This is a genomic window from Pseudomonas sp. NPDC086566, assembly GCF_050280885.1.
Lineage (GTDB): Bacteria > Pseudomonadota > Gammaproteobacteria > Pseudomonadales > Pseudomonadaceae > Aquipseudomonas > Aquipseudomonas vlassakiae.
Genome location: NZ_JBNNWD010000004.1, coordinates 126,390 through 140,772 on the forward strand (window position 1 = coordinate 126,390; position 14,383 = coordinate 140,772).

Here is a 14,383-nt window from a genome sequence, read left to right on the forward strand (position 1 = left end):
CTCTTATTGTCAGATCTTGGGTGGGCCGGGGTAGCCGCACGCGACCCAGGCTTCCGGGCGCTCGTACCAGGCCATTTGCAGCAGTTGCAGCAGCGAGGCATGGCCCATGCGCAGCAGGTTCAGCGAGCTGTCTTGCCAGCGCTGCAGGAAGGCGGTTACCTGCGTGCCGCTGGCCTGCTCCCAGGCCCCCCAGACGCCGGTCAAAGGGCCGCGGGTCAACGGCAGGTTAAGTACGTCGAACAATTGCCGGGTGAGTTTGAGCATCTCCGGCGACAGCGCAGCCAGCTTGTGGTCGAGGCTGTGCAGCACCTGTTCGTCGCTCGCCGAGGTGCCGGCGAGCACCACCGGAATCAGCGCAAGCAGGGCCGGCAAGTCATCGTCGCGCAGCACCCGGTAGCCGGCTGCGGGCGTTTGCGCGCTGCAGCCGACCAGGCTGGCGGTGCTCAGGAACAGGCTCGCGCCCAGGCTGAAGCGCAGCAGTTCACGGCGCTGCATCAGCGGATGAACAGCTTGTAGACCAAGCGCTGCAAGGCCTTGCCATAGGGCGGGTAGATCAGCCGCGCAATATTCAAACGCTGCTTGGCGAGCACTGCCTTGGCCTTGCTGAAGGTCAGGAAGCCTTCGTGGCCATGGTAGTGGCCCATGCCGGAGGGGCCGATGCCACCGAACGGCAAGTCGTCCTGAGCCACATGGAGCAGAGTGTCGTTCAGGCATGCGCCGCCGGAATGGCTGTGCTGCAGCACGTGCTGCTGTTCGCTGCGGTCGTAGCCGAAGTAGTACAGGGCCAAGGGACGCGGGCGTTGATTGATATAGGCCAAGGCCTCGTCGAGGTGGTCGTAAGGCACCAGCGGCAGCAGCGGGCCGAAGATTTCGTCCTGCATCACCTGCATGCTGTCGTTCACCCGGGTCAGCAGGTGTGGCGGCAGGCGTCGGCCGTGGCGCGTCTCGTCGGCGTACAGGTCGAGCACCTGGGCACCCTTGCCACGGGCGTCGTCGAGCAGGTGCTGCAGACGCTGCAGCTGCCGTGGGTTGATGATGGCGCTGTAGTCGGGGTTGTCGGCAATGCGCGGGTACATGCGCTTCACCGCGTTGCGATAGGCAGCGGCGAAGTCGTTCAGGCGGTCACGGGGCACCAGCACGTAGTCGGGAGCGACGCAGGTCTGGCCAGCGTTGAGGGTCTTGCCGAAGGCGATGCGCTCGGCGGCGGTGTCCAGCGGCACGCTGGCAGACACGATGGCCGGGGACTTGCCGCCCAGTTCAAGGGTCACCGGGGTCAGGTTTTGTGCAGCAGCCAGCATGACCTGGCGGCCGATGCTGGTGGCACCGGTAAACAGCAGGTGGTCGAACGGCAGGCGGGCGAACGCCTGGCCGACCTCGACTTCGCCGAGCACCACGCTGACCAGGTCATCGGGAAATACCCGCGCAATGAGCGCTTTGAGGGCTGCGCCACTGGCTGGTGTGGCTTCGCTCAGCTTGAGCATGACCCGATTGCCGGCAGCCAGGGCGCAGGTCAGCGGGCCGATGGCGAGGAACAGCGGGTAGTTCCACGGCACGATGATGCCGACCACGCCCAATGGCTGGTACAGCACCCGTGCGCTGGCCGGCTGGAAAGCCAGGCCCACCGCGCGCCGGGCCGGACGCATCCAGCGTTGCAGGTGGCGCTCGGCATGGCGAATGCCTTGCACTGACGGGAGCAGCTCGGCCAACAGTGTTTCGTCGGCACTGCGGCCGGCAAAATCGGCATCGATCGCTTCGATCAGCGCTTGCTGGTCCGCCAGCAATGCCTCGCGCAGGCTCTTCAGCCACTGCCGTCGCTGTGCCGCAGGCGGCATGGGGTTACCGGCAAAGGCCTGGCGCTGAGCGGCGAACGTCGCTGCAAGGTCGGTGTCGGATTGCACAGGAGGCAAGGCGATGGGCGAGGTCACAGCGGTCTCCCGTCAGGGCGTGGAATCCCTAGAGCCTATACTCTAATTCGTACCATGGTGCGACTTTTTTAACAGGCGAGAACCGTGCACCAGCGCTGTGATTCGCCGTAAGATGACCCTTTATCGGAAGCCCGCAGACTGGGAGCTGAGCATGTCCCCGCGCATGAAGACCCGAGAGCGCATCGTGCAGAACAGCCTGGAGCTGTTCAACCAGCAGGGCGAACGCAGCGTCAGTACCAATCACATTGCCGCGCACATGGAAATCTCGCCTGGCAACCTGTATTACCACTTCCCCAACAAGCAGGCGATCATCGCCCTGCTGTTCAGCCAGTACGAAGAGCTGGTGGACAGCTTCCTGCGCCCGCCGCAAGGGCGAGCAGCCACGGTCGAAGACAAACGCTTCTACCTCAAGGCACTGCTCGCGGCGATGTGGAACTACCGTTTCCTGCACCGTGACCTGGAACACCTGCTGGAAAGCGACCCTGAACTGGCCGCCCGCTACCGGCGCTTTTCCGAGCGTTGTCTGCGCCAAGGCCAGGCAATCTACCGTGGCTTCGTCGATGCCGGGATCCTGACCATGGAGCCTGCGCAGATCGAGTCGCTGACCATCAATGCCTGGATCGTGCTGACTTCATGGGTACGTTTCCTCAGCACTACGCGCGAACATTCAGCGCATCTGGGTGAAGAAGCCTTCAAACGTGGCGTCTATCAGGTACTGGTGCTGGAGCTGGGTTTTGTCACCAGCAATGCCCGCAGCGCGGTGGACGCCTTGTGCCAGGAATTCCACGTTCCGTTCAACCAGGCCCTGGAACAGTAGCCAGGGCCCTTGTGCCATCGATCAGGAGATTGTCATGCCCCTTGCGCAATTGATCACCCCGCAACAGCTGGCAGAGCGTCTGGACTCGCCCAAGCTGGTGATCCTCGACTGTCGTTTTGCCCTGGAGGATGTGGATTACGGCCAACGCAGCTATGCCGAGGGGCATATCGCCGGGGCACATTTTGCTGATCTGGAGCGTGACTTGAGCGGGCCGGTCATCAAGGGCCGCACCGGCCGCCACCCGCTGCCGGACCCGCATAGGCTGGTCGAGCGCCTGCGTGAATGGGGCCTGGATGACGACAGCCAAGTGGTGCTGTACGACGATGGCCCGGGGGCCTTCGCTGCCCGGGCCTGGTGGTTGCTGGTCTGGCTGGGCAAGCGCAGCGACGTGGCCATCCTCGATGGCGGCCTCAAGGCCTGGCATGCAGCGCACCTGCCGCTGAGCCTGGATCCGCCGGCCAGGCGCGAGGGGACGTTCAGCGGCGAGGCGGACGCCAGGCTGCTGATCGACGCTGAGCACCTGGCCAGGCGCCTGGGCAGCCCTGACCTGACCCTGATCGATGCCCGTGCGCTGCCGCGCTTCCGGGGCGAAGTCGAGCCGATCGACCCCGTGGCAGGGCATATTCCGGGGGCCCAGTGCGCGGCCTTCAACGAAAACCTCGGTGCCGACGGGCGCTTCCTGTCGCCGGAACAGCTCAAGCAGCGCTTTGCCCAGAAGCTTGCCGGACGTTCCGCGGAACACCTGGTGGCGTACTGCGGTTCAGGCGTCACGGCATGCCATAACCTGTTTGCTTTGGCGCTGGCAGGGTACCCACTGGGCAAGTTGTACGCCGGGTCATGGAGCGAGTGGATCAATGATCCCAAGCATGGTGTGGCGACCGGCGAGTAATCATTGACCGTCCACAAGCCATTGCGGAATCCGTCGCTCAAGGTAATAGCTCGGATTTCGCAGGCTGCCTTCGACAAACCCTACATGCCCACCCCGCTCATGCAACTCGAAATGCGTCTGGGGAGCCAGCTCGCCGGCTGTGGGCAGGCTGTGCCCGAAGACGAACGGGTCATCGGTGGATTGGATGATCAGCGTCGGCGTGCGGTTTTCCCCCAGATAGAACCGGCTCGATGAGCGGCGATAATAGTCTTGGGCATCGCTGAAGCCGTTGAGCGGCGCGGTGACCTTGCCATCGAAATCCCAGAACGTCTTCAGCTTGCCCAAAGGCCCCAAGCGGTCGAGCGCGGCCAAGCCCTCGTGATGCCCGCGGTCGCGGAAGTGCCGTTGCTTGACTTGCACATAAGCCATCATCTCGCGCATGAAATGCGCTTGATACACCTTGGAGAACCCCTGACCAATGCGGTCGGCGCACTGGTCCAGGCGAAACGGCACCGAAACGGCCACTGCAGCTTGCAACTGGCTGGCAGAGCCACTTTCCCCGAGGTATTTGAGCAGTACATTGCCGCCCAGCGAGTAGCCGACCGCATACAGTGGCGCCAAAGGGCGTTGGGCGTGCAGGTGCGCGACCACCTCGGCGAGGTCTTCGCTGGCCCCGGAGTGGTAACTTCGCGCCAACAGGTTGGGCTCCCCCGAGCAGCCGCGCCAGTTGACCGCCACACTGGCCCAGCCCCGGGCTTGCAGCGATTGTTGCAAGCCTTTGACGTAGGGCGAATGGGACGATCCTGTCAGGCCATGCAACACCAGCACCAGCGGCGCGCCAGGACTGTGCGGGCCATGCCAGTCGAGGTCGAGAAAGTCCCCGTCGGCCAGCCACAGGCGTTCGCGGCTTCGTTCCAGCTCCGGCAGCTTGCGCCACAGCGGCCCCCACAGGGTCTGCAAGTGGGGGTTGGAGAGGCCGATGGCCGGGCGGAACGTGGCAGTGAGACTGGGCATGCTGGGCGACTCGTGATGTGCCTGCGTAGAGTGCCATGAAACCTCGCCGCTGTACCTGCCCTATTGGTCGGGGGCTGGCAGAGGTTGCTGCTCGACGCGTGGGCCGACACTGACCTTTACCCTGTAGCTTAGGTCGAGATGACGCTGCATGGCGGCGCGCACATCTGCCGGAGTCAACCTGTTGATGCGCTCGATGTAGGTGTTGAGATGGTCGTCAGGTTGACGTTGATGGCTCAGATCCGCGAGCAGTGCTGCCAGGCGCTTGTTCTGAGCGACGTCGCGTAGCAATTTTCCTTCCAGCTGTTTACGGGCCAATTGCAATTCAGCCTGGGTCGGCCCTTGTTCGATGAAGTCTCGCAGCAGGGTCATTATCAGTTCCTGAGTCCCTTCGACATGGGCGGGTGCGATCTTCCATTGGACGGTGAACAAACCGCCTGCCCGCAATGGCGACAAATGGCTGTAGACGCCGTAAGTGAGGCCGCGGCGTTCGCGCAGTTCGACCATCAAGCGCGATTCGAGGCCTTCACCCAGTATGCCGCTGGCGAGCACCAGGGCCGGAAACTGCGGATCATTGGCGGGCACGTTCAAGGGAAGTGCCAGCAGGACAGCGCTGCTCGTGCCGGGTTGTTCAATGTTGATGGTAGCGGGAGTGGCTGCAGGGACTGCTGGCAGATCCGTCGCCGACCAGCCTTGTGGCAGAGCCTGACTGACCTGACGTGAGAGTGCTTGAGCTTCTGCAAGGGAAAGGTCGCCGACCACGACCATCTCCAAATTGCTGGCGCAATAGGCGCGTTGATGAAAGGCCCGCAGGTCGTCTGTGGTAACCGCCGCAATACCCTCTTCGGTGACGCCCAGAGGGCAGCCATAAGGATGGCCACTGAACACGTGACCGAAGGCTTCGCTACGCGCCCTCAATTCAGGACGTCGCTCTCGGGCAGCGCTGCTCTGCAGCAAATGCTTTTTGATCTTCTCCAAGGCAGAGGAACCGAACGCAGGATTAGCCACGAGGTCGATGAAGAGCGCCAAGGCAGGCCCTAGCGCGGCCTGTGTACTACGGCTGCGCAGGCTCAGCGTCGCGTGCTCCAGACGTATCTGCTTTGCGATTATCGCACCCAGGCGCTCGATATGTTCGGCCTGTTGAGTGGCCGTGTACTGATGGCTGCCTTCGTCGAGCATGTACAACGTCAAGGCTGCCAGGCCGGGGTGCGCAGTGTCCTGAACGGTGCCGGCCCGGAACCTCAGAATTACGTCAACGATAGGCAACCCGCGGGCTTCGACGAATTTTACGGTTGTGCCCGCTTCTGTCGTCCAGGCTTGTACTTGCGTCTGGATGGGCGCGAACCGATCCAGGTCAAGCCCTTGGGCAGAGATCAGCCCACCGTAAAGGCTGTTGGCTTGGGCAGGCTTCTGGGGCGTAGTCGAGTCATTCATGAGCGCTTTCCTTGTGGTGCATGAAAGTGATGGCGGCACGGGATTCAGTCAGGAACTCGAGGGCCGCCTGACCAATCTGTTCGGCTGTCACGGCTTCGATGGCTTGACGCTCGTCTTCCAGCGCAACCGGGTCCAGGCCGCAGGCGGCCTGTTTGCCGATGGCCTGTGCTTGCTTGTCAATGTCGTCCTTCTCGAACAACTGCCTGGCCAGCAGGCGGGCCTTGGCGCGCTGCAGGTCTTGCCTGGAAGGCGCCGACTGGCGAAAGGCTTCGATTTCCAGCATCAGCCTCTCGGCTGCGATCTCCGGCGTTGTTTGCGGACTGCAGAAGGCGTGAAGCGCGAGCAAGCTGTCCCCGCGCTGCCAGGGTTCGTATTCGGGGCGTAGGGCCTGCAGTATCGGGTCGTCCAGAACCAGTCGTTGCTGCAGGGTGCTGCTGTGCCCGTCGGCAAGCAGATCGGGCAGCAGCCGCAATGCATACGCCTGTTCGCCGGAATGCGCAGTGCATTGGCTGGGGAGGTTGAAGCTGAGGATCGTGCCTGTGTACTGGCCGGGTAGTCGCAGCGTCTGGTGGCGTCGATCCTGCAACGGTGGCGCGCCAAGGGCTCTTCGCGCTGGCAGGCGCTTGGCCGGGATCGCTGCGAAGTGTCGATTTACCAGGCTTTGCAGCTGCGCCAGGGTAATGTCGCCTGACACTGCCAGTGTGGCGTTGTTGGGCAGGTACCAAGTCTGGTACCACGTACGGGCCGCAGCAGGTGTCAGGTGCTCGAGATCGGCCTTGTGGCCAATTACGGGGTTGCCATAGCCACCGGGGCCGTAAGCCAGTGACTGGTGATGCTCCAGTGCCAGTGCCAAGGGGTTGTTGTCGACCTGCTCTCGGCGCTCTGCCATGACCACATTCAGTTCGCGAGCGAAAGGTGTATCGCTGAGGGTGGCGCTGGCCATGACATCAGCCATGGCTTCGAGGGCAACCTCCAGCCGGCTGCCCGGCAATGTCAGCGGAATGTACGTAGCGTCGGTTGAAGTGAATGCGTTCGGATTGCCGCCAAGACGTGTCATGACTGCCGAATATTGGCCACTGGCCAGTTTGCTGCTGCCTTCGAGCAGCAGATGCTCCAAGGCATGGGAAAGACCGGTGTGGCCTGCAGGCTCGTAGCTCGAACCCACGTGATACCACAGCTGTGCACTGACCAGCGGTGCGCGATGGTCTTCGCGCAGGTAGATACGCAGGCCATTGGCAAGGGTGAACGATTGCACGGTGCTGCCCTGGGAGGGCGCAGAAGGGTGTTCGATCATGGTTGAAGTGCTCCTGCAAGAACGAGGGAGCAGCTTCAACCATGCTGGCAGCGGGTTTGCGGTAACTAATTAATCGTTCAGGTGATCAGCCCCGTTGCCATAGCGCGTAATGCACCTGGCCGGTCTTCTTCTCACGGTGCAGGCGCCAGTTGCCGGGCATCGGCAGGGTCGACGGTGCAGCCTCGCTTTCGGTGTAGATCCACGCCTGTTCGCGCAGCCACTGGTTCTGCTCCAGCAGGTTGCAGGTATTGGCCAGCAAGTCCTGGTGGAACGGCGGGTCGAGGAACACCACGTCGAACTGCTGCTTGGCCGGGTTCTGCAGGTAGCGCAGGGCGTCGGTCTGCAGGATTTGCCCGCGTGGGCAGCGCAGGAGCTCGAGGTTGTTCTTCAGGTTGCTGATGGCCGCGGAGTTGCTGTCCAGTGCCACGGCATCCGCAGCGCCTCGGGACAGCGCTTCCAGCACCAGAGCGCCGCTGCCGGTGAAAGCATCCAGCACCTGGGCGCCTTCGATGTAGGGTGCCAGCCAGTTGAACACGGTTTCGCGCACGCGGTCGGGTGTGGGGCGCAGGCCTTCGCCTTCCGGTACCGCCAGGCGACGGCTGCGCCACTCGCCGGCGATGATGCGCAGGTGACCCTGGCCCTTGCTTTGGCCCTGCTGCGGGCGGGCGGGAGGGGTGGATCTAGGCATTAGTGCTCCGGTACGCCGAGCGGCTGCTCGGACGGTTTGTCAGTGGGGGCGGGCAGTGGCTTTTGTGGCACTTTCGGGCCAACGGTGACGATCACCAGTTTATCGGCTGCCAGGTGCTTGTTCATCGCCGCCTTGACCTGTTCGACGGTCAGCGCCTGGGACTGCTGCATGAAGTCTTCCAGCCAGGTCAGTGGCAGGTTGTAGAAACCGATCGCACCGAGTTGGCCGACGATGCTGGCATTGCTGGCATTGGATAGCGGGAAGCTGCCGGCCAGTTCGCGTTTGGCGTCGTCCAGCTCTTGCTGGGTCGGGCCGCTCTTGAGGTAGTCGGCGAGGATGTCCTGCACCAGCTTGAGCGTGCCTTCACTGAGTTCAGCGCGGGTCTGCAGGTTGATCATGAACGGGCCACGCACCTGCATCGGGCTGAATACCGAGTACACGCCGTAGGTCAGGCCGCGTTTTTCGCGGACTTCACTCATCAGGCGGGTGCCGAAGGCGCCGCCGCCGAGGATCTGGTTGCCCAGCGAAAGGGCCGGCCAGTCCGGATCCTGGCGGTCGATGCCAAGCTCGGCGAGCATCAGGTGCGTCTGCTTGCTCGGGAAGTCGATATGGGTGACGCCAGCCTTGGGCTCGACCGGCTGGGCCGGTTTGGCCAGTGCCGGGCCTTTGGGCAGGGCGGCCGAGACCTGGGCGGCGACGGCCTCGGCTTCCTCGCGGCTAAGGTCGCCGACCAGGGCAATCACCGCGTTGCCAGCGGCATAGGCCTTGGCGTGGAAGGCGCGCAACTGCTCGAGGGTGATGCCTGGCACGCTCTCGGCGCTGCCATCGCTTGGCTGGGCGTACGGGTGATCGCCGTAGAGCTTGCTGAACAGCGCCTTGCCGGCGATCTTGCCAGGGTTTTGCTTCTCATACTCGAAACCGGCCAGCAGCTGGTTCTTGATGCGTTGCAGTGCGTCTTCCGGGAAGGTTGGCTTGCCGGTCACTTCGGCGAACAGCTTGAGGGCGGGCTCGCGCTTGTCCTTGGCGCTCAGGCTGCGCAGCGAAGCCACGGCCATGTCGCGGTAGGAGCCGTTGCCAAAATCAGCACCCAGGCCCTCGAAGCCTTCGGCAATGGCCGTCACGTCCTTGCCGGCCACGCCCTCGTTGAGCATGGCGTTGGTCAGGCTGGCCAGGCCAGGGGTGTTGCCGTCCTGGCTGCTGCCAGCGGCAAACGTCACGCGCAAGTCGAACATCGGCAGCTCGCGGGCCTCGACGAACAATACCCGGGCGCCTTCGGCGGTGGTCCAGTTCTGGATGTTCAGCTGGCGCCTGCTGGGGGCCTTGCCATCAAGCTCGGCCAGTGATTGCAGGGTGTTGGCCGGGCGGGCGGCGCTGCTTTGGGCCTCGGAATGTGCTGGCCGGGCGAGCACGGCGGCCACGGCCACTACCAGCGCAATGATGCCCGTGCCGATCAGGGTGTAGCGTGGTGCGCTGCGTTCACTCATGAGCGGACTCCTCGGGCAGTACGTGGGCAACGCTCAGGCGTTCGCGGGTGAAATAGGTGCGTGCAGCGTCTTGCACGTCTTGTGGGGTGACGCGCTTGAGTTCGTCCAGCTCGCTGTCGATCAGCTTCCAGGACAGGCCGACGGTTTCCAGCTGGCCGATGGTGGTGGCCTGGCTGCTGATGGAGTCGCGATCGTAGACCAGTCCGGCGATGACCTGGGCGCGCACGCGCTCCAGCTCTTCGGCGCTTGGCGGAGTGGTCTTGAGTTCGTCGAGCAACTGCCAGAGGCCTTTTTCGACGTCAGCCAGGGTTTTCTGTTTTTGCACGTTCGGCGTGGCCGAGATCAGGAACAGGCTGTCGCCTCGGGTGAAGGCGTTGTAGCTGGACGAGGCGCCGGCCACCAGCTCCTGGCCACGCTCCAGGCGTGCCGGCATGCGGGCGCTGTAGCCGCCGTCGAGCAGCGCCGAGATAAGCCGCAGGGCATGCACGGTGCGGGGCTCCTTGGCAGTGGCCAGGCCCGGTACGTTGAAGCCGTAGATCAGGCTCGGCAACTGGGTGCGTACGTGCAAGGTCAGCTGGCGCTGGCCCGGTTCGGCCAGTTCCAGCGGCAGTTTTGCGGGTGGCACGGCGCGCTTGGGGATGCTGCCGAAGTATTTCTGTGCCAGGCCTTTGACCTCATCGGCGGTGACATCGCCGACCACCACCAGGGTGGCGTTGTTCGGTGCGTACCAGGATTCGTACCAGTGACGCAGTTCCTCGACCTTCATGCGCTCGAGGTCGGCCATCCAGCCGATGGTCGGGGTGTGGTAGCCGCTGGCCGGGAAGGCCATGGCACGGAACAGCTCGAAGGCCTTGGAACTTGGCTGGTCATCGGTACGCAGGCGGCGCTCTTCCTTGATCACCTCGATTTCCCGGGCGAACTCGTCGGCAGGCAGGCGCAGGCTGGCCAGGCGGTCGGCTTCGAGCTCAAGGGCCACCGGCAGGCGGTCGCGGGCCAGCACCTGGTAGTAGGCGGTGTAGTCGTCGCTGGTGAAGGCGTTTTCTTCCGCGCCGAGGTCACGCAGGATGCGCGAGGCCTCGCCGGGGCCGATCTTGGCGCTGCCCTTGAACATCATGTGCTCCAGGGCATGGGACAAGCCGGTCTGGCCTGGGGTCTCGTAGCTGGAGCCGACCTTGTACCAGATCTGCGAGACGACCACCGGGGCACGGTGGTCTTCGCGCACGACCACTTTCAGGCCGTTGTCGAGGATGAATTCGTGGGTCGGTTGCACGTCGGCGGCGAACGCCGCGAGCGGCAGGCAGAGCGTGCCGAGCAACAGGCCAGCGGCGCGGCGGGCTAGAGCATTCATACGGTGATTAACCTGTTCGGCGGCCCGCTGGTTTAGCGTCGGCGGGCCAGGAGGTGCTAGGATACTGATCCGGTTGCCTGGCGACCATGCCTGTCGCCGTTCTGGCCAGCAGGCCCATTAAGACAAAACATTGCGCATGAACCAGTCGGATTCAAAATAGTCTGTTCTGCGTTTAGAGAATTCCTGATGTGCCAGTTGCTGGCCCATCGCTACCCTGAGATAGCCGTCTTCCATGTTTGGTTCCAACGACGACAAAAAAGCGCCGGCCGAGGCTGGCGAGAAAAAAGGCCTGTTCAGCTGGTTTCGCAAGAAACCGCAGCAACCTGTCGCCGAACAGCCTCAAACGCCTGAGCCACCCGCGCCCGAGGTACAGCCAGTCGAGCCGGTAACGCCGCAGCCCGCCGCCGAGCAGCCGCGTGTCGAAGTACAGCCGCCTGCGCCGGTCGAGCCCATGGCTCCGGTGGTCGAAGCGCCTGCGCCAGAGCCAGTCGCTTCCACGCCAGTAGTGGCCCCCGAGCCTCAACCGGTCGCTTCCGAGCCGCTGGTCGCTCCGGTGCCCGAGCCAATCGCTTCCATGCCTGTACACGCAGCGCCGGTCGAGACTGCTCCGGTGGTCGAGCACGCAGCCCCAGTCAGCAACCTGGTGCTGCCGGTAGCCGAAGAGCCTGTGGCGCTGGTGCCGGACCTGCAGCCGAAGGCGCCGCCGGTGATTCCGGAGCGTCCCGCACCAGAACCGGTGGTCGTGGCGCCAGTCGTGGCCCCTGCGCCTGTGGAGCCGCAACCCGCTCCCGAGGTGGCTGCCCCGGTCGCCACCGAGCAGTCCAAGCCCGGTTTCTTCGCCCGCCTCAAGCAGGGCCTGTCGAAGACCAGCGCCAGCATCGGCGAGGGCATGGCCAGCCTGTTCCTGGGCAAGAAGGTCATCGATGACGACCTGCTCGACGAGATCGAAACCCGTCTGCTCACTGCCGACGTCGGCGTCGAAGCCACCTCGGCCATCGTTCAGAACCTGACCCAGAAGGTCGCCCGCAAGCAGCTGGCCGACGCCGACGCGCTGTACAAGTCGCTGCAGGAGGAGCTGGCAGCCCTGCTGCGCCCTGTCGAGCAGCCGCTCAAGGTTCAGGCGCAGAACAAGCCCTATGTGATTCTGGTTGTCGGCGTGAACGGTGCCGGCAAGACCACCACCATCGGCAAACTGGCCAAGAAGCTGCAGCTGGAAGGCAAGAAGGTCATGCTGGCTGCCGGTGATACCTTCCGTGCCGCTGCCGTGGAGCAATTGCAAGTCTGGGGCGAGCGTAACCAGATCCCGGTGATTGCCCAGCACACCGGCGCCGATTCCGCCTCGGTGATCTTCGACGCGGTACAGGCTGCCAAAGCCCGTGGTATCGATGTGCTGATCGCCGACACCGCTGGCCGGCTGCACACCAAAGACAACCTGATGGAGGAGCTCAAGAAGGTCCGCCGGGTCATCGGCAAGCTCGACGCCGAGGCACCCCACGAGGTGCTGTTGGTGCTCGACGCCGGTACCGGGCAGAACGCCATCAGCCAGGCCAAGTACTTCCATCAGAGCGTCGAACTGACCGGCCTGGCGCTGACCAAGCTGGATGGCACTGCCAAAGGTGGGGTGATCTTCGCCCTGGCCAAGCAGTTCAAGCTGCCGATCCGCTTCATCGGGGTCGGTGAGGGCATCGACGACCTGCGTACCTTCGAAGCCGAGCCGTTCGTCAAGGCTCTGTTCGCCGAGCGAGACTGACCATGATCCGATTCGAACAGGTTGCCAAGCGCTACCCTAACGGCCATGTCGGCTTGCACGAGCTGAGCTTCCGCGCGCGCCGGGGCGAGTTCCTGTTCGTCACCGGGCACTCGGGCGCGGGCAAGAGCACCTTGCTGCGCCTGTTGCTGGCCATGGAACGCCCGACCAGCGGCAAGCTGATGCTGGCTGGGCAGGACCTGGGCCAGATCAGCAATGCGCAGATCCCGTTCCTGCGTCGGCAGATTGGCGTGGTGTTCCAGAACCACCAGCTGCTGTTCGACCGCACCGTGTTCAACAACATCGCCCTGCCGCTGCAGATTCTCGGCTTGTCCAAGACCGAGATCGCCAAGCGCGTGGATTCGGCGCTGGAGCGGGTGTCGCTGTCCGACAAGGGCGAGCTGTTCCCGGCTGACTTGTCCACAGGTCAACAACAGCGGGTCGGTATCGCCCGCGCCATCGTCCACCAGCCAGCCTTGCTGCTGGCGGACGAGCCCACGGGTAACCTCGACCCGCGCCTGGCCGCAGAGATCATGGGCGTGTTCGAGGATATCAACCGCCTGGGCACCACGGTTCTGATCGCCAGTCACGACCTGGCACTGATTGCGCGCATGCGCCACCGCATGCTGACCCTGCAGCGCGGTCGTCTGATCGGCGATGGGGAGGCCGGGCAATGAGCACTACACGTACACCAAAGGTTTCCGAGCGCGTTGCGCCCAAGGCTGCCGACCCGCAGCCGGCCAGGAAGAAGGGCGGCGATCACGATGACGACGGCCCGGATTTCCGCACCCTGTTGCACGCCTGGCTGGAAAGCCATCGCGCCAGCCTGGCCGACAGCCTGCGACGGCTGGGCAAGCAGCCGATCGGCAGCTTCTTCACCTGCCTGGTGATGGCCGTGGCCCTGAGCATGCCAATGGGGCTGTCGCTGCTGCTGAAAAATATCGAGGTGCTGGGTGGCTCATGGCAACGCGCCGCACAGATTTCGCTGTACCTGAAGCTCGATGCAGGTAGCCAGCAGGGCGAAGCCCTGCGTGATGACATCAAGCGCATGCCGGGGGTCGCCGATGCCCAATACGTCAGTCCCGGGCAGGCCCTGCAGGAGTTCCAGCAGCAGTCCGGGCTAGGCGAGGCCCTGCGTGAACTGCCTGACAACCCGTTGCCCGGTGTAGTGGTGGTGACCCCGACCGAAGTCGATAAACCTGCCCTGGAAGCCCTCCGTCAACGTCTTTCGGAGTTGCCAAGGGTCGAGAATGCGCAACTGGACCTGGTATGGGTCGAGCGGCTGGCGGCGATCCTCAAGCTGGGCGACCGTTTTGTCTTCGGCCTGGCGGTAATGCTGATTTCCGCGCTGCTGTTAGTAATCGGTAACACAATTCGTCTACATATCGAAAACCGCCGCATCGAGATCGAAGTGATCAAGCTGGTAGGCGGTACAGACAGCTACGTCCGCAGGCCTTTCCTGTACATGGGCGCCTTGTACGGCCTGGGTGCGGGAGTGCTGGCCTGGGGCATCCTGGCCTTTGGCCTGAACTGGCTCAACGAGGCCGTGGTAGGGCTTTCCGGGCTGTATGGCAGTGACTTCGCCCTGGGCGGGGTGCCGGCGTCCGATGGTCTGTCGCTCTTGATCGGAGCGGTGCTGTTGGGGTATATCGGTGCATGGATCGCAGTCGCCCGCCACTTGAACGAGCTGGCGCCGCGATAGTTATTACGTGCCAGCATTGACATTTCCTTCACGATGGAACTTGTACGGTCGTTCCGGGTCAATGT

Annotated in this window: 13 protein-coding genes; 5 read left to right on the forward strand and 8 right to left on the reverse strand. The window is 63.8% G+C overall.

Annotation, left to right across the window (positions count from 1 at the left end):
- Nucleotides 1-9: 9 nt before the first annotated feature.
- Both ACQKPS_RS10560 and ACQKPS_RS10565 read right to left on the reverse strand, forming a co-directional pair.
- Nucleotides 10-495, reverse strand: coding sequence for a twin-arginine translocation pathway signal protein (locus tag ACQKPS_RS10560; RefSeq protein WP_283724678.1), 486 nt, complete (start codon nt 493-495; stop codon nt 10-12).
- Complete coding sequence (locus tag ACQKPS_RS10565; RefSeq protein WP_427603956.1) at nt 495-1,925, reverse strand: coniferyl aldehyde dehydrogenase; 1,431 nt, start codon at nt 1,923-1,925, stop codon at nt 495-497. Before ACQKPS_RS10565 ends, ACQKPS_RS10560 begins: the two co-directional genes overlap by 1 nt.
- 151 nt (nt 1,926-2,076) lie before the next feature.
- On the opposite strand from ACQKPS_RS10565, the gene ACQKPS_RS10570 reads away from it, so the two are divergent.
- Complete coding sequence (locus ACQKPS_RS10570) at nt 2,077-2,742, forward strand: TetR/AcrR family transcriptional regulator (protein ID WP_254482638.1); 666 nt, start codon at nt 2,077-2,079, stop codon at nt 2,740-2,742.
- Between the two features lie 34 nt (nt 2,743-2,776).
- Entirely contained in the window at nt 2,777-3,631 is an 855-nt protein-coding gene (locus ACQKPS_RS10575) for a sulfurtransferase (RefSeq protein ID WP_283724680.1), read from the forward strand.
- Here ACQKPS_RS10575 and ACQKPS_RS10580 read toward each other — a convergent pair whose 3' ends face one another.
- The 6 genes from ACQKPS_RS10580 to ACQKPS_RS10605 all read right to left on the reverse strand — a co-directional run bounded on the left by ACQKPS_RS10580 (nt 3,632) and on the right by ACQKPS_RS10605 (nt 10,869).
- Nucleotides 3,632-4,624, reverse strand: a complete 993-nt coding sequence (locus ACQKPS_RS10580; RefSeq protein ID WP_254482640.1) for a hydrolase — start codon at nt 4,622-4,624, stop codon at nt 3,632-3,634.
- 60 nt (nt 4,625-4,684) lie between these two features.
- Nucleotides 4,685-6,055, reverse strand: a complete 1,371-nt coding sequence (locus tag ACQKPS_RS10585; RefSeq protein ID WP_427603959.1) for a M16 family metallopeptidase — start codon at nt 6,053-6,055, stop codon at nt 4,685-4,687.
- Complete coding sequence (locus tag ACQKPS_RS10590) at nt 6,048-7,349, reverse strand: M16 family metallopeptidase (protein WP_254482642.1); 1,302 nt, start codon at nt 7,347-7,349, stop codon at nt 6,048-6,050. The genes ACQKPS_RS10585 and ACQKPS_RS10590 overlap by 8 nt, the downstream gene beginning before the upstream one ends.
- Nucleotides 7,350-7,434: 85 nt before the next feature.
- A complete protein-coding gene (rsmD, locus tag ACQKPS_RS10595; protein WP_254482643.1) occupies nt 7,435-8,037 on the reverse strand; it encodes a 16S rRNA (guanine(966)-N(2))-methyltransferase RsmD in 603 nt (200 codons plus the stop codon).
- Nucleotides 8,037-9,521: a M16 family metallopeptidase gene (locus tag ACQKPS_RS10600; protein WP_427603961.1), complete on the reverse strand. Its 1,485-nt coding sequence runs from the start codon at nt 9,519-9,521 to the stop codon at nt 8,037-8,039. Before ACQKPS_RS10600 ends, rsmD begins: the two co-directional genes overlap by 1 nt.
- The gene (locus ACQKPS_RS10605) at nt 9,514-10,869 is read right to left on the reverse strand and encodes a M16 family metallopeptidase (RefSeq protein WP_254482646.1); all 1,356 of its coding nucleotides are present in this window, start codon (nt 10,867-10,869) and stop codon (nt 9,514-9,516) included. The genes ACQKPS_RS10600 and ACQKPS_RS10605 overlap by 8 nt, the downstream gene beginning before the upstream one ends.
- A gap of 232 nt (nt 10,870-11,101) precedes the next feature.
- On the opposite strand from ACQKPS_RS10605, the gene ftsY reads away from it, so the two are divergent.
- From ftsY to ftsX, 3 genes are read left to right on the forward strand one after another with little or no spacing between them, the layout of a single operon-like run.
- The gene (ftsY, locus tag ACQKPS_RS10610; protein ID WP_427603964.1) at nt 11,102-12,619 is read left to right on the forward strand and encodes a signal recognition particle-docking protein FtsY; all 1,518 of its coding nucleotides are present in this window, start codon (nt 11,102-11,104) and stop codon (nt 12,617-12,619) included.
- A gap of 2 nt (nt 12,620-12,621) precedes the next feature.
- Nucleotides 12,622-13,293 (forward strand): cell division ATP-binding protein FtsE, encoded by a 672-nt coding sequence (gene ftsE / locus ACQKPS_RS10615; protein ID WP_134691327.1) that lies wholly within the window; start codon nt 12,622-12,624, stop codon nt 13,291-13,293.
- Nucleotides 13,290-14,318, forward strand: coding sequence for a permease-like cell division protein FtsX (ftsX, locus tag ACQKPS_RS10620; RefSeq protein ID WP_254482648.1), 1,029 nt, complete (start codon nt 13,290-13,292; stop codon nt 14,316-14,318). The genes ftsE and ftsX overlap by 4 nt, the downstream gene beginning before the upstream one ends.
- The last annotated feature ends 65 nt before the right edge of the window (nt 14,319-14,383 follow it).